Below are 24,837 nucleotides of genomic sequence, written 5' to 3' on the forward strand. Positions count from 1 at the left end.
CTCGTCGCCAGCCGCTGGCCTCGCGCGGCGGGGTCCGTTATCTTGCGGTCGACGGTCTGACTCCCGCGCGAGGGGGTCGGCTTCTGCCCGTCGATCTCGGAGAAAGGGGATAGGATCATGTGGGGACGGACGACCATCATACTCGCGGCGATCGGAAGCCTGACGGCGAACGCAAGACCGGCGGCGGGTCAGGGAGCCGGGCCAGAGCGTTATGACGTGGTCGTCTACGGCGGAACCTCGGCCGGAGTGGCCGCGGCCGTTCAGGCGGCGAGGATGGGGAAGACCGTCGTGATCGTCGAACCCGGCCGGCACCTGGGCGGGTTGACGACGGGCGGCCTGGGCGCGACGGACATCGGCAACAAGGCGGCCATCGGCGGGATCTCGCGCGAGTTCTATCGCGCGGTCGCCGCCCATTACGCCAAGGCTGATTCCTGGCGGCAGCAGACCCACGACGAGTACAACGATCGTCGCAAGGCCTCCGGCGACGACGCCATGTGGACCTTCGAGCCCCATGTCGCCGAGGCCATCCTCAACGGCTGGATCGCCGACGCCAAGATCCCCGTGAAATTCAACGAGCGGCTCGACCTCAAGAACGGCGTCCGCAAGCGCGGCAACGCCATCGAGTCGATCCGAATGGAGAGAGGCCTGACGCTCGAAGGGCCGGTCTTCATCGACGCGACCTATGAGGGGGACCTGATGGCGAAGGCCGGCGTGTCGTACCACGTCGGCCGCGAGGCGAACGCCCGCTATGGCGAGACGCTCAACGGCGTGGAACTCGGCCACAAGGGGCACCAGTTCCTCAAGGATGTCGATCCGTACAAGGTCGCCGGTGATCCTTCCAGCGGCCTGCTGCCGGGAGTCCACGAGGGCGGCCCCGGCGTCCACGGCGAGGGCGACCACCGCGTCCAGGCTTACAACTTCCGGATCTGCCTGACCGACGCCCCCGATAACAAGCTGCCCCTCCCCAAGCCTCCGGTCTACGACCCGCTCCGCTATGAGCTACTGCTGCGTTACATCCTGGCCGGCCAGTGGGACGCCCTGAAGCTCAACACGCCGATGCCCAACCGTAAGACCGACATCAACAACCACGGCGCGGTCTCGTCGGACAACATCGGCATGAATTACGACTACCCCGAGGCCGACTACACGCGCCGGGCCGAGATTTTCCAGGACCACGTCAACTACCACCAGGGGATGCTCTGGTTCCTGGCCAACGACCCGCGCGTGCCGGAAAAGGTTCGGGCCGACGTCAACCGCTGGGGAATCACCAAGGACGAATTCAAGGACACCGCTGGCTGGCCGTTCCAGCTCTACGTCCGCGAGGCGCGGCGGATGATCTCGGATTACGTCATGTCCCAGCACAATTGCCAGGGGCGTGAAGTCGCTGAGGACGCCGTCGGGCTGGCGGCGTACACGATGGACTCGCACAACGTCCAGCGCTACGTGAAGGACGGCCACGCCTGGAACGAGGGCGACGTGCAGGTCGGCGGCTTCTCGCCGTACCCGATCGCCTATCGCTCGATCGTGCCGACCGAGGCCCAGTGCTCGAACCTGCTGGTGCCGGTCTGCCTGTCGGCCTCGCACATCGCCTACGGGTCGATCCGGATGGAGCCCGTCTTCATGGTCCTGGGCCAGTCGGCGGCCACGGCCGCGGCGATGGCGATCGACGGCAAAACGTCGGTGCAGAAGGTGGACACGACGGCCCTCCAATCGCGGCTGCTGAAGGACGGTCAGGTCCTCAAGTGGACCGGCCCGAAGCGGGCGCCTTCCGTCGACGCGAGCAAGCTCCCGGGAGTCGTCGTCGACGACGACAAGGCCGTTCTCACCGGCCAGTGGCGGTACAGCAGCTCCATCACTCCGTTCGTCGGCGACCACTACCTGACCGACGGCGGCGACGGCCAGGGAGACATGTCCGCCCGCTTCACAATCCGCGTCGACAAGCCCGGCCGCTACGAGATCCGGCTGTCCTACTCGCCCAACGCCAACCGCGCCACCAACGTCCCTGTCGCCGTCCGCGACGCCGACGGCCCCCACGCCGTCCGCGTCAACCAGCGTCAGAAGCCCGCCGACGGTCCCTTCCACCCCCTTGGCGCCTTCCGCCTCACCCCCGACGTCCCCGCCGAAGTCGTCGTCTCCAACGCAGGCGCCGACGGCTACGTGGTCGTCGATGCGGTGCAGGCGGTGGCGAAAGGCGTGAGGTGAGAGCGATAGGATTCAGCTCACCTGGAAGTTCGCCGCCCTCGAGAGCCGGCGACCGGCGCAGAGGGCCGCGACTCCCAGACCGAGCAGCAACAGCGAGGAAGGCTCGGGGACTGCGGTCTGAGTCAACAGAAACGCCCGTGTCCGACCATTCGCATCCTTACCGTAACCGACGATCGAGCCCGAGTCGTTGATAGCCCGGGCGGAGGTAAGCTTCCATCCCAGGGCCGGGTCGATCAGGCTGTTCAGATCCAGCATCCTCGACCCGTCGTACAGAAACGCGTATTGATTACCTTTTGAACTTGTGGCGGTCCCGACGACCAGACCCGCATTGTTGACCCCGAACGCTTCACCGTGGAGATCGCTTGGAGCGGAGAGATCGCGCATCCCCGCGCCGTCGTATAGGAATGGGTGATCCACCCCGTTCGCAAGTCTGGACGAGCCGACGACCCATCCCTGGTCGTTGATCCCGACCGCGAGGCTGTACGATCCTCCGAGCGATCCAAGGTCGCGCATCGTGGTCCCATCGTAGAGCAACGCCGCCATTCCGGAGCCCGACCCAACGCCGAAACCAGCGATCCAACCGGACTCGTTGACAGCCCACGCCGTAGACATGTACATCCCGGAAGGAACGCCGGGCAGGTCATTGATGTTTCGCATCGATGCCCCATCGTAGACGAACGCTCCGTAGCCTCCATTCGCCGTCTGGGCTCTACCGACGATCCAACCCTGATCATTGATCCCGAAGGCCTCGCTGCTCGTCCCACCAAGCGTTCCAAGGTCGCGCATCGAGGTCCCGTCATACATGAACGCCCGCGAGGTGAAGTCCCCTGAGTAAATCGTGCCGACGACCTGGCCCGCATTGTTGACGGAGATCGCCTCGCTGGATTTGCCGACGGGCGCCCCAAGGCTGCGTACCCGCGTCCCGTCGTACAGAAACGCGTATTCGGAGACCCCGCTCACGCCAGTCATGCCGACCGCCCAACCGGAGTCGTTCATCCCGAAAGCCTCGCTGTAAGTCTGCCCGGCGACTCCCAGAGGAGTCAGCGTGTAGGCAACGTCAGCCCAAGCCGCCGATGGCGTCACGAGAGCCGCGACCGACAGGATCACATGAAAAAGGGTTCGCCAGTGCTTCATAACATCATTCCTGAGAAGGGGCTGTTTCGCCCCCCGAGTCCATCCACGATTCATCAAACAATGCCGTTTCGACAGGGCGAACGGCCCTCTCGAGAGCTTAACACCATGTATGGACGCAAGCCAGCTTCGATTTCCAGTCATCCCAAAAGAACTGTCTATTCAGTTTAATCAGACCGACGCTCGTCGCTCAGTGGGGCATCCTAAAGCGACACGACAGCCCCGATCCGGGCCAACTTCCTTCTTGGGGACGCTTGCGGGTCGAACAGGGCGGGTATACCTTCGCAGAGGGCACCTCATGCGGCGAGGCCAGGCGGCCTCGGTGAAACGGCCTGGCATTTCGTTGGAGTAAGCTGCTATGCCCCGGAATATCGTGCTGACGTTGACGGGGCCCGACCGGGTCGGGGTCGTCGAGGAGGTGACGCGGCTGGTGCTCGGGCGCGGGGGGAACGTCGAGTCGAGTCGAATGGCTCGGCTGGGGGGCGAGTTCGCCGTTTTGATGCTGATCTCGGCGCCCGAGTCTCGCCTGGAGGGGCTCGAAGGGGACTTCGAGGGACTCAAGGCCAAGGGGTACACGGTCGGGATCGCTCAGGCGGGCTCGACGGCCCAGGAGCACGAAGGTTGGAGTCCGTACCACATCGCCGTCGACGGCGCCGACCACGAGGGGATCATCCACGAGGTCGCCCGCTACCTGGCCGCGCACGGGATCAGCATCGAGGAGATGGATTCCGAATCCTCACCGGCCCCGACCAGCGGTGCTCCGCTGTTCTCCATGCGGGCGCTGGTCCTCGCCCCTCCGGACGCAGACGACTCCTGGTCGGCCGGCATTCGCGAGATCGGCGACCGGCTCAATCTGGAGATCGAAGTCGAACCGCTCCCTCTTGATCTCCAGGATTGATCGCCATGAACCGTACGGTCTTCGTAATGGCCGCGGGCGCCGCCCTGCTGGCGTCCGTCGGAGTCGCGACCGCGGGCGACGACTCGCAGGCGGCGCGGCCGACGACGGTGGTCGCCGCCGACGTCGGCGCTCGCGAGCCGCAGGTCGCCGTCGACGGCCACGGTCGAGTCTACGTCGCCTTCGGCGTCGGGAACTCGATCCGGTGTGCGCGATCGGAGGACGGCGGCAGGAGTTACAGGATCGCGACCGTCGGCGAGGCCGGCGTGCTCTCGCTCGGCATGAGGCGAGGCCCGCGGATCGCCGCGGCGGGAGACTTCGTCGTCGTCAGCGCGATCGTCGGTCGCGAGGGGAAAGGACGCGACGGCGACCTGCTGGCCTGGCGATCGACCGACGCAGGTCAGTCCTGGAAGGGGCCCGCGCGAGTCAACACCGTTGAGGGATCGGCCCGCGAGGGGCTTCACGGCATGGCCGCGGGGCCCGGCGGATCGGTCTTCTGCGCCTGGCTCGACCTCCGCGAGAAGGGGACGCTGGTCTACGGTTCCCGCTCGCGCGACGGCGGCGCAACCTGGGAGCCCGACAAGCTGGTCTATCGCTCGCCGAGCGGGAGCGTCTGCCAGTGCTGCCACCCCTCGGTCGCCTTCGGGCCGACCGGCGAACTGGCCGTGATGTGGCGGAACATCGTCGACGGCGCTCGCGACCTCTACCTCGCCCGATCGACCGACGACGGTGCGACGTTCGGCTCGGCGGAGAAGCTCGGCCGCGGGACCTGGCGGCTCAACGCCTGCCCGATGGACGGCGGCGCGGCGGCCCTCGGGCCGGACGACTCTGTTGAAACGGTCTGGATGCGCGAGAACACGGTCTTCGCCGCCAGCCCCGGCGGACGCGAACGAAGGCTCGGCCGCGGCGTCCAGGGTTGGACCGCGTTCGGGCCGAACGGCCCCTATACCGCATGGCTCGCCGCGAGGCCGGGCAAGCTCCTGGTCCTGCCTCCAGGCCGCGACGAACCCCTCGCAATCGCCGAGGACGCCAACGACCCCGTCGTGGCCTCAGCTCCGGGGGGACGCGGACCGGTCTTCGTCGCCTGGGAGTCGAAGTCGACGGGAATCCAGACCATGAGGCTGGACGCCCCTTCCGGCCGGTAAGGCCCTCAACATCCCGCCGCGAACCTCACATCGCCGCGCCGACGATTCCGGCGCGCGATGTGCAGAGTCATTCATCGGCAGGCCGATGACGCCCTCGGGATGAAGAGGTTCCAACGATGGATAACAGGTCGAGGAGCGGGACGAGCGACGTCCTCGTCGCGACCGGGATCGAAGGGCTGGACGACGTTCTGGGCGGCGGTCTAACGCCCAACCGCGTCTATCTGATCGAGGGAGATCCCGGATCGGGCAAGACGACCCTGGCTCTGAATTGCTTGATGGAAGGCGTCCGGAGGGGCGAGCCGGTCATCTACGTCACCCTCTCCGAAACCCGCGCCGAGTTGGAAGCCGTCGCCGAGGCCCACGGCTGGTCCCTGGCCGGGATCGCGATCGTCGAGCTGACCGCCGACGAGGGCGAACTGGAGCCCGACAACCAGTACGCGATGTTCGAGCACTCGGAGATGGAACTCGGCGTCACCACGAAGGCGATCCTCGCCCAGGTCGAGGCTTTGAAGCCGCGCCGGGTGGTCGTGGATTCGCTCTCGGAGATGAGGCTGCTGGCCCAAAACGCCCTGCGATATCGGCGTCAGATCCTGGCGCTGAAGCAATTCTTCATCGGTCGCCAGTGCACCGTTCTGCTGCTCGATGATCGGACCTCGGAGACCGAGGACCTCCAACTCCAGAGCATCGCCCACGGCGTCGTGAACCTGGAGCAACTCTCGCCCGAGTACGGCGCCGAGCGGCGTCGGCTGCGGATTACGAAGCTCCGGGGCCAGCGATATCGCGGGGGCTACCACGACTTCAAGATCGTCCCGGGGGGCCTGGAAGTCTACCCGAGGTTGGTCGCGGCCGAGCACTCGAAACCGATCGTCGAGCCGGTGCCGGTCCTGAGGAGCGGCGTGGCCGAGGTCGACGCTCTCTTGGGGGGCGGCATTGAATTCGGCACGAGCGTGCTCCTGGTGGGCCCTGCGGGGACGGGAAAGTCGTCGATGGCCCTCCAGTACGCTCGGGCGGCGGCGGCCGGTGGCATCCGCGCCGCGGTCTTCGCCTTTGACGAGCGGTTCCAGACCCTGCTTTTACGGTCGCGGTCGTTGGGGATGGATCTCCTACCGCTCATCGAGTCGGGGACCCTGACGGTGCAGCAGGTCGACCCGGCGGAGTTGTCGCCAGGCGAGTTCGCTCACGCGATCCGCCGCGCCGTCGAGGGGGACGCCGAGACCCCTGGGGCGAAGGTCGTCGTCATCGACAGCCTCAACGGCTATCTGAACGCCATGCCCGAGGAGCGGTTCCTCACTGCACAACTCCACGAGCTTTTAACCTTTCTGGGAAACAAGGGGATCGTGACCATCATGGTGGTCGCCCAGCATGGCATGGTCGGCACCCCGATGCACACGCCCGTCGACACCAGCTATGTGGCCGACGCCGTGGTCCTGTTCCGATTCTTCGAAGCGCACGGGCAGGTTCGCCAGGCCGTCTCGGTGCTCAAGAAACGGATCGGCGAGCATGAGCGGACGATCCGGGAATACCGTTTGAGCAGCCAGGGCATCGAGGTCGGCCGGCCGCTGGAACAGTTCGAGGGCATCCTCACGGGGACGCCCAAATTCCTCGGGCAGGCTCCACCGCCGATCGGTAGGGAGGATGGATAGGCCGAGCGACCATCCGGCGGAGCGGGTCCTCCTGCTCGCGCCCACGTCCAAGGACGCCGCCGCCGGAGAAGTCCTCCTGCGCAGAGAAGGCCTCGGCTGTATCATCTGCCGAGACCTGGACGTCCTGTGCGAGGAGGCACGACACGGTGCGGCCGTCGTCGTCGTGCCCGAGGAGGCGATCCTCTTGGATCGGGCCGGGCGAGTCGCCGGCCTCATGGCGGACCAACCTCCCTGGTCGGACCTTCCGCTCCTGGTCCTGACGGCGGCGGGCCCGGGATCGCGACGGTCGATGATCGTTCTCCAGACCGTCGGCCACGCGACGCTGATCAGGAGGCCCCTCCAACGCTCGGCGTTCGTCAGCGCCGTGGCCTCGGCCTTGCGCGACCGCCGTCGTCAGTATCGCATGCGCGACCTGTTGTTGGAGCGTGAGAACCAGGCCGCGCGGCTGGAGGAGGCCGACCGCCGCAAGGACGAATTCCTGGCGATGCTCGCCCACGAGCTGCGCAACCCGCTGGCGGCGATCGTCGGGGCCGTCGGCCTGGCGCTCGCGCCCCGGGCCGCGCAGTTCATCCCCGATTCGCTGGACGTCATCCGGCGCCAGTCGAACACGCTCTCTCGGCTGGTCTCGGACCTTCTGGACGTCGCAAGGGTCTCGCGCGGCAAGCTCGAGTTGAGGCGAGAGATCGTCGACGCTTCGGCCGTTGCTCGCCAGGCGGCTCGCTCCGTCAAGGCGATCGCCGATCGGAAGCGACAAACGTTGACGGTCGACGCGCCTGTAGAACCCTTGTACGTCGACGCCGATCCGACGCGTCTGGAGCAGATCGTTGGCAACCTCCTGAACAACGCGGCCAAGTACACCGAGCAGGAAGGTCGGATCTCGCTGACGGTCGTCCGGGAAGGATATGAGGCGGTCATCCGCGTCGAGGACGACGGCGTCGGGATCACGCCCGAGATGCTCCCCAGAATCTTCGACCTCTTCGCCCAGGTCGACCAGTCGCTGGCGAGGACGGAAGGGGGGTTGGGCATCGGCCTCACGCTGGTCAAACGCCTCGTCGAGATGCACGGCGGGACGATCGAAGCGACCAGCGAAGTCGGCCATGGGAGCGTCTTCACCGTCCGGCTGCGGCTCCACGCCGGCCCGGACGCCGCCTCGGCCGAGGCTACGGCGCAACGGACGACCACCGCCCGCCGCGTGCTTATCATCGACGACAACGTCGACTCGGCGAGGCTGATGGGGCTGTTCCTCGAAACGCTCGGCCACCAGGTCCGGGTCTCGAACGATGGCACTTCGGCGGCCGACGCCGCCCGCGACTTCACGCCCGAGGTCATTCTCCTGGACATCGGGCTGCCCGACCTGGACGGCTACGAGGTGGCCCGACTCCTGAGGCGGGAACCGCTCTGCGCCCGATCGCTCATCGTCGCCGTCACCGGATACGCCGACGAGTCGTCGATGACCCGAGGCTGGGACGCCGGCTTCGACCACTACTTCGCCAAGCCCGTCGACCTCGAAGTCCTGGCTTCTCTGATCGAGCAACTCCCCTGACGCCCCCCGGACGCTTCCCGACCGAGCCCTCCGCAGGTAAGCTGGCGACTCAACCTCCCCGACGCCGCCCACCCCTTACCGAGACGAATTCTCATCATGGATCCATCCGAGCGCAATCGGCGATCGTTCCTCAAGTCCTCCGCCGCCCTCGCCGGAGCTTCGGCGTTGATCGGCAGAACGACGCGGGCCGAAGCCTCGCGCGGGCCGCTCATGGCTTACGTGGGGACGTTCAGCGCCCCTCTGCGCGACGTCCTGCCGACGCAGGTGGATCGACCGCCGGGGAACGGCCGTGGGATCCACCTGTTCCGGGTCGATCGCGAATCCGGGGCGATGTCGCCCGTGGGCGTCCACGAGATGGGCGTCAGCCCAAGCTGCCTCGCCGTGAGCGCCGATGGAACTCGCCTGTACTCGGCCAACGAAACCGACCGTGTAGGCGAGAACAAACATGGAAGTGTTTCCGCCTTCGCCGTCGACCGGACGACCGGAGGGCTGACGCCGCTCAACACCGTCGGCTCAGGTGGAGCAGGGCCGACTTATGTGAGCATTCATCCGTCAGGCCGGTTCTTGCTGGTCGCCAACTACTTCGGCGGCTCCATCGCCGTGCTGCCGATCCTGGCTGACGGCCGCCTGGGCGAAGCCGTGGACGTGAAGGACGACGCCGGGACGATCGGCCCTGCGACCGCGACGAACGCCCCGCCGGGGAGCTTCGCCTTCAGCGGGCACGACCGGACCCACGCCCACATGATTCAGGCCGATCCCACCGGCCGGTTCGTGCTCCACGTCGACCTGGGACTCGACCGGATCTACGTTTGGCGGTTCGACGCGACGACCGGCCGCCTGACGCCCAACGACCCACCGGCCGTCGCGTTCCCTCCCGGCGACGGGCCGCGGCACTTTCACTTCCATCCCAACGGCCGTTGGCTCTACTCGATCCAGGAGGAAGGCTCGACGATCGTTCGGCTCGACTACGACGCCGAGACGGGTCGCCTGACGCCGAGGCAGACGATCTCATCGCTGCCTCCCGGTTTCGCCGGGAGCAATTTCACGTCGGAGATTCTCGTCTCCGCCGACGGTCGATTCGTCTATGCGGGGAACCGCCTGCACGACTCGATCGCCGTCTTCTCGGTTGGTCCCGACGGCGATCTCGCCTACGTGACCGAGGAATGGACCCGCGGCGATTATCCGCGGAGCTTCTCGTTCGACCCCACCGGGAGATTCCTCTACTGCTGCAACCAGCGGGCCGATCACGTCGCCGTCTTCCGCGTCGATCGCGCCACCGGCGCGCTCGCCTTCACGGGGCACTATGCGGCGGTGGGCAACCCGTCGATCGTCGCCTTCAACGATCTCGGCGGCGGTGGTTGATCCCCCGGCCGCACCCGAATCCTCGTCACGACTCCGGATCGACGGCCGCCCGTTTCACCGAGTACGAGGCGAAGACAGTCCCCTCGAACAGAACGTCGTAGAACGCCTTGCGGTAACGACGCTCGGCGAGGAGGCTCGGCTGAATGGCTGCGCGGGCGTGTTTCGGCGTTGGCGGGTCTCCCGCCAACCGCTCGCGAGCCGCGGCCAATTGACGGAAGCGGGCCATCGGCCCGACGTCATGCGCCTCGTCGATCCGCTGATCGCTCATCGTCGCCCTCCTACACACGGGACGGCACCACCGATTGATCGACCTCGATCCCTTTCGGCTTACAAAGGAACCCTAGATCACGAATGCGACGAACAATGCAGCGGAGTCGCCGAAGTCCCCAGCCAAAGCGCTCGGACGGGCCCATCTCAGCAACACCCCGCGATGCGTGGTCATCGGCTGTGGTCTTTGGTCTTCTCCAGCCGAGACTTTGAGGTTTAATCCCCCAGCCTCACTCGCGACCTTGCCGACGAGCCCGACGTGCTGCTAGCATGAACGACTGCAACATCGTCGATTCAGTTTTCATCGCAAGCCCGCGCGAAGACGACTGGATCGACGAAATTCAGAGACGCCGAGAGGTCCAAGAACGAGGGGATCGTCGGATCCAGCCCCTCGGGAGGCTCGTCATGAAGACCTCGGCTCTGAGAAGCCTGTTCCTCGCCACGCTCGCGCCTCTTGCCTCTCCGCCTTCCTCGAACGCTGAGGAGGCGAATCGGCTGGAAGCCGTCACCTCGTGGCCCGGTCGCGATTGGGAGACCGCCGAGCCCAGGACGGTGGGGATGTCCGCAGATCGGCTCGCCGAGGTCGCGACCTACGCCGAGCAGGCCGGGGGCGGCAGTGGCTGCGTCGTCCGTCGCGGCTGCATCGTGAAGGAGTGGGGCGACCCGAAACGCCTGGTCGACGTCAAGTCGGCGACGAAGGGAACGCTCGGAGCCACGCTCCTCGGCCTGGCCGTGGACGACGGACTGGTCAAGCTCGACGACCCCGCCCGAAAGTACTATCCCGAGATCAGCGCCGAGAGGCCCGACGACCGGCTCGACGAGATCACCATCCGCCAGCTCGCCACCATGACCGCGGGCTTCGACGACGAGCGGCCGCCCCGGCTGGTCTATCGGCCGGGAACGTCCGGGATCTACTCGAACGACGGCGCGAACATGCTCGCCGAACTGCTCACCATTCGGTTCGGCGACGACCTCTCGTCGGTGATCCGCCGCCGCGTGATGGGCCCCCTGGCCATCCAGCCGGACGAGTGGTCGTGGCGTCAGAACGCCTACCGGCCCAAAACGATCCGCGAGCACATCAGCCGCGAGTTCGCCTCCGGCCTGACGATCACACACCGAGCGCTGGCCCGGATCGGCCTTCTCTACCTTCACGACGGCGACTGGAACGGACGCCGGATCCTCTCGCCCGAGTTCGTCCATATCGCGACAACCCCTACCGACCTCCCTGCGTTCGTCCCCTATTACGCCTTCTTCTGGGGAAGCAACGCCCGGGGGACGTTCCCCGACATCCCCAAGGACGCCTTCTGGGCCCTCGGCCTGGGCGACAGCATCGTCGTCGTTTGCCCCAGCCTCGACATCGTGGCCGTCCGTATGGGGACCGGCTCCCGTGACTCAATGCTCCCCGGCGGCGAAAATAAAGAAGATTGGGGCGGACGCGTCGCCGCATTCTTCAAGCTCGTCGTGCAGGCCGTTGAACAGCCCTGACGAGCCGCGCGATATCGCCCTTCAGTTCAGCCGCACTCCGCTGAACGCCTCAGAAGCCAGTCGCGTTCGCGGACGTTGCGGGTGAGCGCAGCGGCCCGGTCGAACGCGGCGCGGGCCTCGGCGCGACGGTCGAGCTTCGCCAGCAGGTCGGCTCGCGCGGCGTGGTAATAGGAGTAGCCCTGAAGCGCCGGCTCCTCGGCCAGAGCGTTCAGAATTTCCAGCCCATCCGCCGGGCCGGTGGCCATCGCAACGGCCATCGCCCGATTCAACTCAATGACAGCCGACGGAGTGACGCGCGTCAATTCGCCGTAGAGGCGGGCGATCTCCGACCAGTCGGTGGCCTCCGCCGTCGCGGCCCTCGCGTGGCAGGCGGCGATGGCGGCCTGGAGTTGGTACGAGCCAGGCTCGGCGCTGAGGGCGTGGGCTCTCGCCAGGGCGGCGAGCCCACGGCCGATCAGGAGGCGGTCCCAGCGCGAGCGGTCCTGGTCGGCCAGGAGGATCGGCTCGCCGTCCGGGGCCGTCCGGGCCGGCGTGCGCGAGGCCGTCAGCTCCATGAGCGCGAGAAGGCCATGGACCTCGGGTTCCGCCGGAGCCAGGCCGGCAAGAATCCGACCGAGGCGCAAAGCCTCCTCACACAGCGAGGGCCGCATCCAGTCGTCGCCGGCCGTCGCGGCGTAACCTTCGTTGAAGATCAGGTAGATCACGCCCAGCACAGACGCCAACCGCTCCGAGAGTTCCTCGCCGCGGGGAACCTCGAATTCCACCTGCTTCTCAACCAGCGTCCGCTTCGCTCGAACGATCCGCTGGGCGATCGTAGGCTCCGACACGAGGAACGCGCGAGCGATCTCGTCCGTCGTCAAACCGCCCAGTAGCCGAAGCGTCAGCGCAGCGCGAGACTCAAACGACAGCACAGGATGACAGGCGGTGAAGATCAGCCGCAGCAGATCGTCCCCGACCTCGTCATCGAGCGCGGCATCGACGTCCGGCTCCGTCCGGGCCTCCTCCTCGAACCGGGCGGCGATCTCCTCACGACGCCGGTCGAACGCCTTGTCGCGTCGGAGGGCGTCGACTGCGCGGCGGCGGGCCGTCGCCAGCAGCCAGGCGCCCGGTCTGTCCGGGACGCCCGACCGAGGCCACTGTTCCATCGCCGCCACAAGGGCGTCTTGCGCCAGATCCTCGGCGAGTCCCACGTCGCGCGTTCGACGGGCCAGGATCGCGATCAGACGGGCCGACTCGATCCGCCAGACGGCCTCAATGGTGCGAGCGATCGGGTCTCCGGTCATGACGACCGATCAGACCAGAGCCCGACCGCCTGAGCAAGCCTCAGGACCTGGCCCGGTCCTCCAACTCCTGACGCCGCTTCGCCTCCCGCTCGCGGAGTTCCGGCGTGAACGCCTCGCCGAAGTCCTCGGGCTCGTAGACGCAGCGGATCTCGACCTCGGATTCGCCGTCGAAGGGGCAGGGGCAGCGACGAAGCCACTCCATCGCCTCCTCCATCGACTTGACCTGCCAGAGCCAGAAGCCGGCGATCAACTCTTTGGTCTCGGCGAACGGCCCATCCACGACGGTCCGCTTGCCGTCGGCGGAGAACTTCATGCGAGCCCCTCGCGAGCTGGGATGCAGACCCTCGCCGATGAGAAGAACGCCGGCCTTGGCCAGCTCCTGGTTGAATGCGTCCATATCGCTGATGAGCTTCTCGCTCGGCATCAGGCCCGCTTCGGAGTCCTTCGTCGCCTTCACAATCACCATGACTCGCATTGCTTCGCCCCCACTCGTTCGGATTCGACGCGCCGCCCGGCCGGGCCTTCCCAGCCACGACGATCGTCGTCACAACATCGTCGAACGACTCTCCGCGGAATCGACGACCCCCCGGGAAGATTTTCAGAAATCGGGCCGTCGTTCGAGGAAACCTCCAAAGTGAGAGATTTCGTTCCAATTTCTTGGAAAATCGGGCCGAAAGACTCTTGCATGCCGCATGTTGTATACCGTACGTTGCCACCATCGGTCGTTCTGGCGTGGAGGCGACGCCGTGTTACAACCTCGGAAGCTGGCGGACCAGGTCTACGACCATCTCTTGCGGATGATCCTGGCCGGCGAGTTGGAGCCGGGCAGTCCGTTGCAGGAGACGGATCTGGCGGCGCGCCTGGGGGTAAGTCGAACGCCGGTCCGCGAGGCCCTGGGGCGGCTCTCCGAGTTCGGGGTGGTGGTGACGCGGGCCAACCACACGGCCGTCGTCAGACCGCTCGGGGCTGAGGAGCTTGTGCACTTTCACCAGGTCCGCGAGGCCCTGGAGGGGATGGCCGCCGAACTGGCCTGCGGCAAACTCACGGCGGAAGACTTCGCCCGGCTCGAATCCCTGGCTGAGGCGGCTCGCGACCCAAAGCGGGCGGGGTACCTCGACGCGTTCAACGAGTTCGACCGAGAACTGCACGCCATCGTCGCCGAGCGGTCGGGGAACCCGGTCCTCGCCCGCGAGATCGGCAAGCTCCACCGGCTGACGATGATCGTGCACGAGCAGCTCGAACCGATCCTGATCCGGGGCGGGCGGTACGGGCCGGAAGACCAGGTGCGACTGCGTCAGGCCGGCTTTGAGCAGCATTGCGCGATCGTCGCCTTGCTTCGAGACGGGTCGCCGGCGGCTTGCCGCCAGGCCATGATCGACCACATCCGCTACAGTTGTGAGTACAAGGTCGGCCTGATGCCCGAGGCGGCTCCGCCGCGCGGGCCTGCCCGCACCAAAGGGCGACCGACGCCGGCGTGACGCCGGAACTCGATCGGGTCGGTGCGCTTCATCTCCGGTTTCGTGTCGTGCCACATTGAGTGATGGCTTCTATCCATTGCTCAGTCTGAGGATCTCCTTGTCGTGAACGACCAGGCCGCCGCCCGGTCGACGATTCAACGTCTGCTTCAGACGTGCGTCGCCCTCGCGCGGCTTCTTCTGACGACGAGAACGCCTTCGTGATGCTCTCTCCTGCGACCGCGTCTACCCAGCGGCGCATTCACAATTGCGTGAGGTTATGATCATGTGCAGCAAACGGATTCGCGGTTTCACTCTGATCGAGCTTTTGGTCGTCATCGCGATCATCGCCGTGCTCATCGCGCTGCTGCTCCCCGCAGTGCAGGCCGCCCGGGCCGCGGCGAGGCGGGCTCAGTGCGTCAACAACCTGAAGCAGATCGGCCTGGGCCTCCACAACTACCACAGCGCGTACGACTCCTTTCCCCCGGGCGAGTGCACCGCACCGAACCTGTTGCAGTCGCGGACGTTCTGGACGACTTCGGTCCTGCCGTTCCTCGAATTGGGGACGTTGGGGAACGCCTACAACTACGACGTCAGCGTCAACGCCGCCGTCGGCAGCCCGCTCTATGGGCTGATGAATTCGACGGTCACCCAGGCTTACATCAAGTGCTACCTCTGTCCGGAGGACAACGCGGGCACCTATCAGCGGGGGGTGTATTTCTGGAGCCGGACGAACTACGTCGCCTGCTACAGTCCGGACGGAACGATGATCGAGCCAGGCGTGAACTTCACATATGACACCCGGAACAACAACCCGACGTACCAGCCGGCGACGCGCAAGGCCCTCTTCAACTTCAACGTCACCCGAGGCGTCCGCGACGTCATTGACGGCACGTCGAATTCCGTGGCCTGCTCGGAGGTGATCGCCGGCCCCGACAACTCCAACGACGCTCGTGGCACGGCCTGGTACGACTGGGGCGTTCAGTACACCCACCATCGCCCTCCCAACACGACCGTCCCGGACTCCATCTATCCGACGGGCTACTGCATCAGCACCAAGCTCAAGTGCCCCTGCCTGGGGACCGCCATCTACTGGGGCGAGCAGGACTACGCCGCCCGCAGTTATCACGCCGGCGGCGTCAACAGTCTCCTGGCGGACGGCTCCGTCCGCTTCTTCAAGGACTCAATCAGCCTCATCACCTGGCAGGCGATCGCCAGCATCAGCGGCGGCGAGGTGATCTCGTCCGATTCCTACTGACCCGACCGGGCGCGTCGGAGGACTCCCCCACGCGCCTATGCGCCCTCTCATAGGGAACCTCCTCATGAAACGGATCGCCTGGCCGTTCCTCCTGGCCGCGCTCGTCGCTCTTGTCGGTTGTTCCGAACCGACCGGGCCACGAACGATGAGGGTCTGGGGCGACGTCTCCCTCGACGGCAAACCGGTCGAGCAGGGGACCATCACGTTTGACTCGATCGACGGCTCAGCCCCCGCTCAGGCCGAGATCAAGGATGGGCGCTACGACCTCCCGGCCGCATCGGGACCGGTCTCCGAGAAGACTTACAAGATCCGCATCAACGCCCCGGTCAAGACAGGCAAGACCGTCCCCAACGTCATGCCCACCGGCGGCCCGACCATGGACGTGCTCGCCGAATCCATCCCGGAGAAATTCCACGCCAAGTCGTCCATCCAGAAGACGATCTCCCCGGACGCCTCGAAGAACGAGTTCTCGTTCAAGCTGACGAAAGCCGGAAGCTACGAATGAGTTCGACTTCCACAGCGTTCTCGTTCATCCCCTCCCCGCGCCGACCACTCCTGAGCGATCGGCGCGGGCGTCGGTTTGACCTCCGCCCCTCCCTTGCAACCCTCACACTCTCCGGCGCAATCGCACATCATATCATAATGTAATCCGAATTATTGCGTGCTTAAATTCTCAAAAAAATGGCACACACACATCTTGTACGCCGCACTCTGTATACAGTATGGTCGTCGCCGTTGGGTCCAGTCTTCCCTGGAGTCGACGAGATGTTGCATCCCCGAAGGCTGGCGGAGCAGGTCTACGACCTTCTGCTGGGCATGATTCTGGCGGGCGAGCTGCACGCTGGGAGTCCCTTGCAGGAGACGGAGTTGGCGGATCGGCTGGGGGTGAGTCGGACGCCGATCCGCGAGGCGCTGGCGAGGCTGTCGGAATTCGGGGTGGTGGTGACTCGGACGAACCATACGGCCGTGGTCCGACCGCTGGGCGCCGACGAATTGGTTCACTTCCACCAGGTCCGCGAGGCCCTGGAAGGGAAGGCGGCGGAACTGGCCTGGGGGCGGCTCGCTCCGGATGATTTCGCGCGTCTGGACGCTCTCGCGGAAGCGGCGAGCGACCCGGAAGGGCCGGGCTACCTGGCCGCCTGCAATGCGTTCGACTTCGAATTGCACGGCGTCATTGCGGCGAGATCGGGTAATCCGGTCCTCGCCCGCGAGATCGCCAAGCTCCATCGCCTGACGATGGTGGTGCACGAGCAACTCGAACCGATCCTGATCCGCGGCGGCCGGTACGGGCCGGAGGATCAGCGGCGTCTCCGCCGGATCGGCTTCGAACAGCACCGCCGGATTCTGCAATCGTTCCGAAACGGCCCCGCCTCGGCGTGCCGCCAGGCGATGGTCGAACACATCCGCTACAACTGCGAGTTCAAGGTCGGCCTGATGCCGGACGCGGCCCTGTCGCGCGATCCGGCCCGGGTCGACGGCATGGGGCAGGGGCTCCGAAAGGCGTGAGGGCCGGTTCAGGTCGGCCCGACGCCCGATGGGGCCGGATTCGTCTCGTCCGTTCGTTTCGTGCTGAACTGCTCGGCGACGGGTCGTGCCCGTCGAGCCAGGTCAGGGCTCCTGAGTCGGGATGAGCCGGGCAGAGGCCCGGCAGGGTTCTTCGTCCGCGCCTGTCGGCGGCCGAGGGTCGTTCCCGCACGGGGTCCTCAGTCCGTGGGATCGATCGTTCCGACACCCTCTCTCCAGCGGCCGCGAGGTCGGCCGCGCTTCCTCAAAGGGATCATCCTATGATCATTTCCATGCGTTCGCGTCGCGCCTTCACGCTCATTGAGCTATTGGTCGTCATCGCCATCATCGCCGTTTTGATCGCGCTGCTGCTCCCGGCCGTGCAGTCGGCCCGCGAGGCCGCCCGCCGCGCCCAGTGCGTCAACAACCTCAAGCAGATCGGCCTGGGGCTGCACAACTATGAATCCGTCAACTCGAGCTTTCCTCCTTCGGCGGTGACGTCCCCGAACCCCTCCGGAACCTTCATCGCCTGGTTCCCTGGGCCGCTGCTGTCCATCTCCGGACAGATGGAGCAGGCGCAGTTGTACAACGCCTTCAACTACCTGGTGCCGTACGTCACGGGCGGGCCCGCCAACCTCATCGCCATGAACACGACGGTCATCACCTCGAAAGTTCAGGCGTTCATCTGCCCGTCCGACCCGGCCGCATCGGTCTGGCCTGCGGGAACCAACTACGGGGGGAACATCGGGGCGCAGTTCCGGTGGGACTCGGACGCCAACGCCGTGAACGTCGGCGTCTTCAAGCCCGACGGCGTCTACAGCTTGCGAGACATCGTCGACGGCACGAGCAATACCATGGCGTTCATCGAAAAGCTCCAGGCCTCCGGCAGCGCCGTGACTCTCACAGGGGGCGAGATGTACGTCGCCCTGCCGTGGCCCTCTGGGACCGGCAGCGGCTACGGTCTGGGCGCCGACCAGGTTATGACCTCGGGAATCGCGTACCTGGACCAGTACATCGCGCTTTGCGGCCCCTACATGGCGAAGGGAGCCAACCTCATCTCGCAACAGTCCTACTGGACCGCCGGCCGGTGCTACCACGGCACCTGCGTCAACGTCCTGATGCCCCCGAACTGGAATAAGACCGATTGCGGCATGTACCAGGCCCACGGCGGGATGTTCTCCACGCGAAGCCGCCATCCCGGCGGGGTCAATGCACTGTTCTGCGACGGCAGCGTCAAATTCATGAAGAACAGCATCAACCGGACCGTCTGGTGGGCCCTCGGCTCGCGGGCCCTCGGCGAGGTGATCTCATCCGATGCCTACTGACCACGTCGACCCGCCGAACCATGAGATAGAGGAGGTCGTTGCGATGAACAACGCGACACGGCGAATCGTTCGAGCAGCAGTGGTCGCGGTCGGTCTGGCGATCGCGGGAGGGCTGGGCTGCGGCGGTCCAGCGCCGATGACACCGGAGGAGGCGGGGTCGATCCCTGTCTTCAACCCCTCGCCGGACAATCCCCTCAAGGACGTTACGCTCAACAACGAGTACCAGTACCTCGACAAGATCCGCGCCGGAAACGGAAAGCCCGGGAAAGGCGCGAAGCGGTGATCGTCCTTCCTGACGTCTTCGGTCCGTCGAGTCGGGGCTTCACTCATGCTTGACGGCCGGAGACGCATCGCCGCGATTCTCACCTCCCAAGGAACCGCAATGGACACGATTATCCCGCTCGGGTCGGCCGGGGCCGATCTCCGGCCGACTTCAGACGCCGCGGCGCCGCCTCGTTCCCCGAGACTCGCGTCCTACTTGTTCGCCGCCGGGGCCGCGGCGGCCGTGATCGCCGGGATCGCCGGCGAGGCTCTGCATGGGACCTTTGCCGCTCCTCGGGAACTCATCGAGACCGTCGATCTCGGGATTGGCGCGCGTCTCTCCTATGAGCAGGCAGTCGCCCGAATCAAAAACGCGACTCTGGCCTCGGCCGTCCTCGGCGGCGTCCTCGGCCTGACGATGGGCGCGGCCGGCGGTGCCGCAGCGAGATCGAGACGACGCGCCATGGTCGCCGGCTCGGTCGGGTTGATACTAGGCGCGGCGGTAGGGGGCCAGGCCGCCTGGGCGCTGACCCCTTTCGCCGACGCCAACCGCGTCCGCGCGTCAGACGATCTCGGTTACGCGATCCTCATGCACGGCGCCGTCTGGGGGGCCGTCGGAGCGACGGCGGGCCTCGCCTTCGCCCTGGGTCGAGGGGGTGGGTGGAAGCTGATGCTTCGCGCGGCCCTCGGCGGCCTCATCGGAGCATTGGGTGGAACCGTCGCCTACGACCTGATCGGCGCAGCCGCCTTCCCGATGGCCGAGACGTGGAGCGTGCTCGCCCAAAGTCCCGCCGCGCGATCGATCGCGTATCCGTGCGTGGCGATTTGCGCGTCGTTGGGAATCGCCGCGTCGCTCGGCGTCGTCGCCCGGCGGCCCGAAATGCAAGGGCACATTGCGTCTGCTTCGTGAGAAAGCGACGCCCCAATTCATCGTTGAAGCTCCAGCCCGGATCGCTATTTTGAAAGGAGCGATGAGGCCCGATATGCCCACGGCGTAGACAGGTTAGCAGTCGAGTCAAAGAAAGGACAGGATGACGGACCAGTCCGCCCCGACCCCTGGGACGTCGTCGACCCGTCGAATCGACTCGTCGGGAACCCATCGCGTCTGTATCCACCTGTTCGAGAAGAGCGCCGACGATTACATCGTTGCTTTCACGGGAAAGGGGACGGAATACCGGCTCGTTTGCACCGCCTGCCGAGATGAGTCAAGCCGCCTCGTCGACGTGACGGCCGAACAGTTCGCCCGGATCGAGGCGGATTGCTACTGGGAAACGGGTAGAGCCGGCATCGTCGGGCGACCCGCGATCCGAGAGCGGTTCACCGGCGCGACATTCGCACACGTCGCGACCTGGCGGATCGACGATATGCCAGGAGGCGTAGAGGCGGTCGGCGTCATCTCTATGTCTGCCGAAGGCGAGTTCATCCTTCTCTCGAGCGAGGATCTCGTCTATCGGATCAATCCCCGACGCTGCGAAACCTCGAGGTTGACGGCGCTCCCCGACTGGCCGTCTACAACCCGGCAATCCCTTGCAGTCCACGTCTCACCCAGGGGAGAGTGGGCCGCAATCGTCGAGCGTCGCGGGCAATTCGGGGTCGTGCTCGACCTGATCGATCGACGAACGACCATGCGGTTGGACCGGGGTGATTACTACCCGGAACAATCGGACTTTCCCGTGGCCTTCTTCGAACACGACGGCGAACCTCGGTTGGTCCACGCGACCGACTGGAACCGGCTCGATGTGTCCGATCCTCGCGACGGCCGCCTGCTCACCGAGCGCGCCCCTACCTCGTATGCCCGAGGTGAGCCTTGTCCGGTGCATTACCTGAACTATTTCCACGGCCGACTGACCATGTCCCCCGATGGCCGGCGTATCGCGGAGGACGGCTGGGTCTGGCATCCTGCGGGCGTCGTCGCCGCGTGGAGCCTCGATCGATGGCTTCACGAGAATCCTTGGGAATCCGAGGACGGATCATCGCGACGCAACCTCACACATAGGGTGTATTTCTGGGGAGGGCCGCTGTGTTGGATCGACGACCGAACGCTCGCCGTTTGGGGCTTTGGTAATGACGATGAAAACCTCATCCCGGCTGCGTTGCTCTTCGACGCCGAAACGGGGGATCGTATCGGGTGGTTCCCGGGGCCGATCGGGGAATTCGCCTTCGACCGGTTCTTGTTCTCGTTTACGGCCGAACACGGCACATCAGCCTGGGACGTCTCAACGGGCGAACGAGTCGCTCATGACCCCGGATTCTCCCCAACCGTTTATCACCCAGGGATTGGGGGGTTCCTGACGATTCGAGCTGATGGGGAGATCGACGTCCACCGCCTGGCGGTCGATTGATCTCCCGCTTCAAAGTTCAGACCGCTTACCTCGGGGTGCCATCGGCCAGGGCTTCGGTGGCCAGAGTGCGGCAGGCGGCGAGGATCCGGAGTGCGAGGGTCTCGTCGAAGACCGCTCGTGACAGCCCCAGCCCTCCCAGGCAGAGCGCCAAAACGGCCAGCGTGCGATCGTCTGGGGCCTCACGGTCGGTGGACATCCGCGAAGCCATGCGCAGGAGTGCAGCCTCGAAGCTCTGCTTGACCGGATCCCCCGCGCGGGCGACCTCGGAGGCCAGGGCGGCGAGAGGGCATCCATCGTCGTCGGCGTCGCGGTGAGTGGGGCTGAGGTATCCTGCAACGAACGCCGAGGCCCACTCGCGGCCGGAGGGGCCGTCGGGAATCGGAACGCCCCGGGCTCGCATCGCGGCGGCGGCCTGGTCGATCGCCTCCGCCAGCAGGGATTCCTTGGAATCGAAATGGGCGTAGAAGCCGCCGGGCTTCAGACCAGCCTCGGCCATCACGGCGTCCACGCCCGAGGCATGGTATCCCCGACGCCGGAAGACCCGGCCCGCCGCGTCCAGGATCCTCGCCCGAGTCTTCGCCTTGTGGTCGGCCGGATATCGCATGACCGATATCCTAGGCCGGACGAGGATTCCGTCAAGCGGGTCTCACAGACGCTCGCCGCACTGACCGCAAAAGCGGTCGTGCTCGTCATTGAGCGACTTGCAATGCGGGCAACGGACGCGGACGACCTCCACGACGCGAGCCCCCTCGGGATCGCCCAAACGCGCGACGGCGTCGCGAACGACAGGCACCTCGTCGAGGGCGTCGTTCATCATGCCGCCCCCCATGCGCGACCAGGGCTCCATGTCGCGCCGGGCCTGGCCGGGGTTCAGCATCATCCCCGATCCCGCCAGTCCGCGAGCGCCGACGTTTCTCATCGCCTGGCCAGCGACAACCAACGCCATACCGCCCAGCGCCCGCCAGATGAACCCGCGGGCTCCGCCGACCATCGCGGTGGGATCGCCGAACCCTGAGGCGATGAACAGGAAATTCGAAGCAAACAGCAAGAAGCCGGCCGCTCCAACCGCCATGCCCGCGTAATAGAGGGCCTTACGCTCAAAGGCGACGTCGTGAATCGGGGGCGATGGCTTCATGAAGAGGGCTCCGGGAGAGGGCGACGAACCGACCGCGCGAGGAGATTCGTCGCTGGAGCCCCGATATTCCACGTCAGCTCTTGGCGCGAGAGCGGGCCTTGGGCTTCTCCGAGCCGCCTCGGGAGGACTCGGCCTCGCCGTCGGCCATGTAGAGGAGGCGGCCGCAGCTCTTGCAGAACGTGAGGGTGTCCCGGTTGATCAACTCGTTGAGCATCTGGGTGGTGACGGCCGTGTAACAGCCCAGACAGGCCCCGGCTTCCACCGGCGCCAGGGCGTCGGCGCCGAGTTGCCGGACGACGCGGCGATACTGTTCGCGTTGGTCAGCGGGGATCGAGTCCTCGGCCGTGACGATACCCGTCTCCAACTCGGTGAGTTGGGTCTTCTGGGCGACCGCCTGGTCGTCGATCGTCTTCTTGAGGGCGGCGACCTCGTCGGCGAAGGCCTTGACCTCGGCCTCGGCCTTGGCGAGTTCGGCCTTCTTCTGTTCGACGACCTCGAAGCCCTGGAGGACCTCGTCCTCATACTTGCCCATCGCGGTCTTGTCGTGGGCGATCTGGTTCTGGAGGACCTTGTACTCGTCGTTCTTCTTGACGAGGTTCAGCTTCACCTTGAGGTCGTCGATTTTGGACTGGGCGGCCTGGACGGCGTGCTCGTTCTTCTTGACCGCGAGTTGAGCGTCCTGGAGGGTCTTGCGGACCTTTTCCAGGTCGGTATTGCGGGCGGCGAGCGCCGCGTTGCGCACAGCGAGGGTCTTGGGGCCGGACTGGAGGCGGTCGCGGATCGCCTTGGCGCGCTGGTGGAGAGTATGCAGGTCGCGAAGGGCGTCGGCGGTCGCGGTCATCGTTCGGGTCTCCATCGTGTGAGAGGTGTCTCGGTGCGTCCGTCCTGGCGAAAAAAAAACCGCCGGTCGTGTGACCGGCGGTTTGAGACCGCATCAACCGGTGCTCTCAAGGAAACCCTCGAGTTGCCGGCTTCGGACTGGGTGTTGAAGTTTTCGGACGGCCTTGGCCTCGATCTGTCGAACTCGCTCGCGGGTGACCTTGAAGATCCGGCCGACCTCTTCGAGCGTGTAGGTGTAGCCGTCGCCGAGACCGTAGCGGAGCTTGATGATCTCGCGTTCGCGATAGGTGAGCGTCTTGAGGACCTGGTCGATCTTGTCCTTGAGCATCTCCTGGGTCGCGGCGTTGATCGGGCTTTCGACGGCCTCGTCTTCGATGAAGTCGCCGAAGTAGCTGTCCTCGCTCTCGCCGACCGGGCGGTCGAGCGAGATCGGGTGGCGGCTGATCTTCATCACCCGCCGCGTCTCCTCGACGGAGATGTTGGCGGCCTTCGCCGTCTCCTCGATGGTTGGCTCGCGACCCTTCTCCTGGAGAAGTTTCTTGGAGACGTTGCGAAGCTTGGACATCGTCTCGATCATGTGGACCGGGATGCGGATCGTCCGGGCCTGGTCGGCGATGGCCCGGGTGATCGCCTGGCGGATCCACCACGTCGCGTAGGTGCTGAACTTGTACCCACGGCGGTACTCATATTTGTCCACGGCCCGCATCAGGCCGGTGTTCCCTTCCTGGATCAGGTCGAGGAACGAGAGCCCGCGGTTGCGATATTTTTTGGCGATCGAGACGACCAGTCGGAGGTTGCCGCCGGACAGCTCGCGCTTGGCCTGCTCATATTCCTTGAAGCGGGCGTTCATGATTTCGACGCGGCGGAGGAGGCTCTTGGGGCTCTCCAGCGTGATCCGCATCAGATCCTTCAGCTCCTTGACCAGGTTGGCCCGGTCCTCGCGACCGCCGCGACCGGCGCGATGCTCGCGGAGCTGGAAGAGAAGCTCGTTCATTCGGAACGCGATTTGCTCAAGACGCTTCATCAAGGGCTGGACCTTCTGGGTCCGGATGGACAGCTCCTCGACGAGGTTGACGGCCTTGAACCGACGACGCTTCAGATCACTGATGAGACCGGCGCGAAGTCCAGGCTCGCGTTCGCGGACGAACGTCTTGAAGTCGCGGACGTTGCACTCCATCAGGTGGGTGAGCGTCGCCAGGTTGTGGGGCATCCGGCCGAGGATCTGGTCTTTCTCCAGGTTCTCGGTGACAGACACCTTGACCGTCCGGTCGAAGGGGAGTTCGCCTTCGGCGACCTTCTTGAGGACGTCGACGACCAGGGCCAGAGCGAAGTGGCACTCCAGCACCTTGCGGCGGAACTTCTTGCGGGTGACCTCGATCTTCTTGGCGAGGTTGATTTCCTGCTCACGAGTGAGCAGCGGAATCTCGCCCATCTGGGTGAGGTACATGCGGACCGGGTCGTCGATCCGCCGCGAGATATCCTCGAGTTCCTCGGCCGTCAGTTCGCCGTCGTCTTCGTCCGCCTCTTCGGTCAGCTCATCGGGCTCTTCGTCGAGTTCGCCGGAGGCCAGCAGACGGGCCTCGGCCTCATCCTCATTGACGAGCTCGATGTTCAACTCATCGAGGGTCTCCAGCAGACCGGGAATGCGCTCGGGGCTGTTGGGATCATCGGGCAGCACGTCGTTAACCTGATCGAAGGTCAGGAATCCGCGACGTTTGCCCAGTTCGAGGAGGGCCTTAAGACCCTCGTCCAGCTTGTCCATC

The 24,837-nt window shown here is 65.8% G+C and carries 23 protein-coding genes; 15 read left to right on the plus strand and 8 right to left on the minus strand.

What is annotated here, in order from left to right:
- Positions 1 to 117: 117 nt before the first annotated feature.
- On the plus strand, positions 118 to 2,202 hold the full coding sequence (locus G5C50_RS12490) for an FAD-dependent oxidoreductase (RefSeq protein WP_165069654.1): 2,085 nt from the start codon (positions 118 to 120) through the stop codon (positions 2,200 to 2,202).
- A 12-nt stretch (positions 2,203 to 2,214) separates the two neighbouring features.
- On the opposite strand, the gene G5C50_RS12495 is transcribed toward G5C50_RS12490, so the two are convergent.
- Positions 2,215 to 3,336, minus strand: a complete 1,122-nt coding sequence (locus G5C50_RS12495) for a DUF3466 family protein (protein WP_165069657.1) — start codon at positions 3,334 to 3,336, stop codon at positions 2,215 to 2,217.
- Positions 3,337 to 3,691: 355 nt separating this feature from the next.
- Between G5C50_RS12495 and G5C50_RS12500 the strand changes: the two genes are divergently transcribed.
- From G5C50_RS12500 to G5C50_RS12520, 5 genes are all read left to right on the plus strand, one after another.
- Positions 3,692 to 4,231 (plus strand): glycine cleavage system protein R, encoded by a 540-nt coding sequence (locus tag G5C50_RS12500; protein ID WP_165069659.1) that lies wholly within the window; start codon positions 3,692 to 3,694, stop codon positions 4,229 to 4,231.
- Positions 4,232 to 4,236: 5 nt separating this feature from the next.
- The gene (locus G5C50_RS12505; RefSeq protein ID WP_165069662.1) at positions 4,237 to 5,373 is read left to right on the plus strand and encodes a sialidase family protein; all 1,137 of its coding nucleotides are present in this window, start codon (positions 4,237 to 4,239) and stop codon (positions 5,371 to 5,373) included.
- 116 nt (positions 5,374 to 5,489) lie between these two features.
- The gene (locus tag G5C50_RS12510) at positions 5,490 to 7,016 is read left to right on the plus strand and encodes an ATPase domain-containing protein (RefSeq protein ID WP_165069665.1); all 1,527 of its coding nucleotides are present in this window, start codon (positions 5,490 to 5,492) and stop codon (positions 7,014 to 7,016) included.
- Positions 7,009 to 8,559 (plus strand): hybrid sensor histidine kinase/response regulator, encoded by a 1,551-nt coding sequence (locus G5C50_RS12515; protein WP_165069667.1) that lies wholly within the window; start codon positions 7,009 to 7,011, stop codon positions 8,557 to 8,559. Before G5C50_RS12510 ends, G5C50_RS12515 begins: the two co-directional genes overlap by 8 nt.
- 96 nt (positions 8,560 to 8,655) lie before the next feature.
- The gene (locus tag G5C50_RS12520; RefSeq protein ID WP_165069670.1) at positions 8,656 to 9,921 is read left to right on the plus strand and encodes a lactonase family protein; all 1,266 of its coding nucleotides are present in this window, start codon (positions 8,656 to 8,658) and stop codon (positions 9,919 to 9,921) included.
- Between the two features lie 25 nt (positions 9,922 to 9,946).
- Here G5C50_RS12520 and G5C50_RS12525 read toward each other — a convergent pair whose 3' ends face one another.
- Entirely contained in the window at positions 9,947 to 10,189 is a 243-nt protein-coding gene (locus G5C50_RS12525; protein WP_165069673.1) for a hypothetical protein, read from the minus strand.
- A 404-nt stretch (positions 10,190 to 10,593) separates the two neighbouring features.
- Here G5C50_RS12525 and G5C50_RS12530 point away from each other — a divergent pair, with 404 nt between their 5' ends.
- A complete protein-coding gene (locus tag G5C50_RS12530) occupies positions 10,594 to 11,673 on the plus strand; it encodes a serine hydrolase domain-containing protein (protein ID WP_165069675.1) in 1,080 nt (359 codons plus the stop codon).
- A gap of 26 nt (positions 11,674 to 11,699) precedes the next feature.
- Here the strand turns inward: G5C50_RS12530 and G5C50_RS12535 are convergent, their stop codons facing one another.
- Both G5C50_RS12535 and G5C50_RS12540 read right to left on the minus strand, forming a co-directional pair.
- On the minus strand, positions 11,700 to 12,956 hold the full coding sequence (locus tag G5C50_RS12535; protein WP_165069678.1) for an RNA polymerase sigma factor: 1,257 nt from the start codon (positions 12,954 to 12,956) through the stop codon (positions 11,700 to 11,702).
- Positions 12,957 to 12,996: 40 nt separating this feature from the next.
- Positions 12,997 to 13,431, minus strand: coding sequence for a YciI family protein (locus G5C50_RS12540; protein ID WP_165069680.1), 435 nt, complete (start codon positions 13,429 to 13,431; stop codon positions 12,997 to 12,999).
- A gap of 271 nt (positions 13,432 to 13,702) precedes the next feature.
- Between G5C50_RS12540 and G5C50_RS12545 the strand changes: the two genes are divergently transcribed.
- From G5C50_RS12545 to G5C50_RS12580, 8 genes are all read left to right on the plus strand, one after another.
- Positions 13,703 to 14,434 carry a GntR family transcriptional regulator gene (locus G5C50_RS12545; RefSeq protein WP_165069683.1) on the plus strand — a complete coding sequence of 244 codons (732 nt, stop codon included), beginning with the start codon at positions 13,703 to 13,705 and terminating at the stop codon, positions 14,432 to 14,434.
- A 262-nt stretch (positions 14,435 to 14,696) separates the two neighbouring features.
- Positions 14,697 to 15,668 (plus strand): DUF1559 domain-containing protein, encoded by a 972-nt coding sequence (locus G5C50_RS12550; RefSeq protein WP_165069686.1) that lies wholly within the window; start codon positions 14,697 to 14,699, stop codon positions 15,666 to 15,668.
- 64 nt (positions 15,669 to 15,732) lie between these two features.
- Positions 15,733 to 16,173, plus strand: a complete 441-nt coding sequence (locus G5C50_RS12555; RefSeq protein ID WP_165069689.1) for a hypothetical protein — start codon at positions 15,733 to 15,735, stop codon at positions 16,171 to 16,173.
- Between the two features lie 260 nt (positions 16,174 to 16,433).
- Positions 16,434 to 17,174 carry a GntR family transcriptional regulator gene (locus tag G5C50_RS12560; protein WP_165069691.1) on the plus strand — a complete coding sequence of 247 codons (741 nt, stop codon included), beginning with the start codon at positions 16,434 to 16,436 and terminating at the stop codon, positions 17,172 to 17,174.
- A 290-nt stretch (positions 17,175 to 17,464) separates the two neighbouring features.
- A complete protein-coding gene (locus tag G5C50_RS12565) occupies positions 17,465 to 18,496 on the plus strand; it encodes a DUF1559 domain-containing protein (protein ID WP_165069694.1) in 1,032 nt (343 codons plus the stop codon).
- Between the two features lie 43 nt (positions 18,497 to 18,539).
- Positions 18,540 to 18,779 carry a hypothetical protein gene (locus G5C50_RS12570; protein ID WP_165069697.1) on the plus strand — a complete coding sequence of 80 codons (240 nt, stop codon included), beginning with the start codon at positions 18,540 to 18,542 and terminating at the stop codon, positions 18,777 to 18,779.
- A gap of 99 nt (positions 18,780 to 18,878) precedes the next feature.
- Complete coding sequence (locus G5C50_RS12575) at positions 18,879 to 19,667, plus strand: hypothetical protein (protein ID WP_165069699.1); 789 nt, start codon at positions 18,879 to 18,881, stop codon at positions 19,665 to 19,667.
- 121 nt (positions 19,668 to 19,788) lie between these two features.
- The gene (locus G5C50_RS12580) at positions 19,789 to 21,099 is read left to right on the plus strand and encodes a hypothetical protein (protein ID WP_165069702.1); all 1,311 of its coding nucleotides are present in this window, start codon (positions 19,789 to 19,791) and stop codon (positions 21,097 to 21,099) included.
- A gap of 25 nt (positions 21,100 to 21,124) precedes the next feature.
- Here G5C50_RS12580 and G5C50_RS12585 read toward each other — a convergent pair whose 3' ends face one another.
- The 4 genes from G5C50_RS12585 to rpoD all read right to left on the minus strand — a co-directional run bounded on the left by G5C50_RS12585 (position 21,125) and on the right by rpoD (position 24,836).
- Complete coding sequence (locus G5C50_RS12585) at positions 21,125 to 21,703, minus strand: TetR/AcrR family transcriptional regulator (protein WP_165069704.1); 579 nt, start codon at positions 21,701 to 21,703, stop codon at positions 21,125 to 21,127.
- Positions 21,704 to 21,745: 42 nt separating this feature from the next.
- Positions 21,746 to 22,234, minus strand: coding sequence for a zinc ribbon domain-containing protein (locus tag G5C50_RS12590; protein ID WP_165069706.1), 489 nt, complete (start codon positions 22,232 to 22,234; stop codon positions 21,746 to 21,748).
- Positions 22,235 to 22,307: 73 nt separating this feature from the next.
- Entirely contained in the window at positions 22,308 to 23,075 is a 768-nt protein-coding gene (locus tag G5C50_RS12595) for a zinc ribbon domain-containing protein (protein ID WP_165069709.1), read from the minus strand.
- 93 nt (positions 23,076 to 23,168) lie between these two features.
- Positions 23,169 to 24,836, minus strand: coding sequence for an RNA polymerase sigma factor RpoD (rpoD, locus tag G5C50_RS33090; protein WP_165069712.1), 1,668 nt, complete (start codon positions 24,834 to 24,836; stop codon positions 23,169 to 23,171).
- Position 24,837 lies beyond the last annotated feature (1 nt).

This window comes from Paludisphaera rhizosphaerae (genome assembly GCF_011065895.1).
GTDB lineage: Bacteria > Planctomycetota > Planctomycetia > Isosphaerales > Isosphaeraceae > Paludisphaera > Paludisphaera rhizosphaerae.

What these genes read in the sequence shown, in the direction of transcription:
- G5C50_RS12490 (WP_165069654.1), top strand. Translation starts at nt 118, where the DNA reads ATGTGGGGACGGACGACCATCATACTCGCGGCGATCGGAAGCCTGACG.
- G5C50_RS12495 (WP_165069657.1), bottom strand. Translation starts at nt 3,336, where the DNA reads ATGAAGCACTGGCGAACCCTTTTTCATGTGATCCTGTCGGTCGCGGCT.
- G5C50_RS12500 (WP_165069659.1), top strand. Translation starts at nt 3,692, where the DNA reads ATGCCCCGGAATATCGTGCTGACGTTGACGGGGCCCGACCGGGTCGGG.
- G5C50_RS12505 (WP_165069662.1), top strand. Translation starts at nt 4,237, where the DNA reads ATGAACCGTACGGTCTTCGTAATGGCCGCGGGCGCCGCCCTGCTGGCG.
- G5C50_RS12510 (WP_165069665.1), top strand. Translation starts at nt 5,490, where the DNA reads ATGGATAACAGGTCGAGGAGCGGGACGAGCGACGTCCTCGTCGCGACC.
- G5C50_RS12515 (WP_165069667.1), top strand. Translation starts at nt 7,009, where the DNA reads ATGGATAGGCCGAGCGACCATCCGGCGGAGCGGGTCCTCCTGCTCGCG.
- G5C50_RS12520 (WP_165069670.1), top strand. Translation starts at nt 8,656, where the DNA reads ATGGATCCATCCGAGCGCAATCGGCGATCGTTCCTCAAGTCCTCCGCC.
- G5C50_RS12525 (WP_165069673.1), bottom strand. Translation starts at nt 10,189, where the DNA reads ATGAGCGATCAGCGGATCGACGAGGCGCATGACGTCGGGCCGATGGCC.
- G5C50_RS12530 (WP_165069675.1), top strand. Translation starts at nt 10,594, where the DNA reads ATGAAGACCTCGGCTCTGAGAAGCCTGTTCCTCGCCACGCTCGCGCCT.
- G5C50_RS12535 (WP_165069678.1), bottom strand. Translation starts at nt 12,956, where the DNA reads ATGACCGGAGACCCGATCGCTCGCACCATTGAGGCCGTCTGGCGGATC.
- G5C50_RS12540 (WP_165069680.1), bottom strand. Translation starts at nt 13,431, where the DNA reads ATGCGAGTCATGGTGATTGTGAAGGCGACGAAGGACTCCGAAGCGGGC.
- G5C50_RS12550 (WP_165069686.1), top strand. Translation starts at nt 14,697, where the DNA reads ATGTGCAGCAAACGGATTCGCGGTTTCACTCTGATCGAGCTTTTGGTC.
- G5C50_RS12555 (WP_165069689.1), top strand. Translation starts at nt 15,733, where the DNA reads ATGAAACGGATCGCCTGGCCGTTCCTCCTGGCCGCGCTCGTCGCTCTT.
- G5C50_RS12560 (WP_165069691.1), top strand. Translation starts at nt 16,434, where the DNA reads ATGTTGCATCCCCGAAGGCTGGCGGAGCAGGTCTACGACCTTCTGCTG.
- G5C50_RS12565 (WP_165069694.1), top strand. Translation starts at nt 17,465, where the DNA reads ATGCGTTCGCGTCGCGCCTTCACGCTCATTGAGCTATTGGTCGTCATC.
- G5C50_RS12570 (WP_165069697.1), top strand. Translation starts at nt 18,540, where the DNA reads ATGAACAACGCGACACGGCGAATCGTTCGAGCAGCAGTGGTCGCGGTC.
- G5C50_RS12575 (WP_165069699.1), top strand. Translation starts at nt 18,879, where the DNA reads ATGGACACGATTATCCCGCTCGGGTCGGCCGGGGCCGATCTCCGGCCG.
- G5C50_RS12580 (WP_165069702.1), top strand. Translation starts at nt 19,789, where the DNA reads ATGACGGACCAGTCCGCCCCGACCCCTGGGACGTCGTCGACCCGTCGA.
- G5C50_RS12585 (WP_165069704.1), bottom strand. Translation starts at nt 21,703, where the DNA reads ATGCGATATCCGGCCGACCACAAGGCGAAGACTCGGGCGAGGATCCTG.
- G5C50_RS12590 (WP_165069706.1), bottom strand. Translation starts at nt 22,234, where the DNA reads ATGAAGCCATCGCCCCCGATTCACGACGTCGCCTTTGAGCGTAAGGCC.
- G5C50_RS12595 (WP_165069709.1), bottom strand. Translation starts at nt 23,075, where the DNA reads ATGACCGCGACCGCCGACGCCCTTCGCGACCTGCATACTCTCCACCAG.
- rpoD (WP_165069712.1), bottom strand. Translation starts at nt 24,836, where the DNA reads ATGGACAAGCTGGACGAGGGTCTTAAGGCCCTCCTCGAACTGGGCAAA.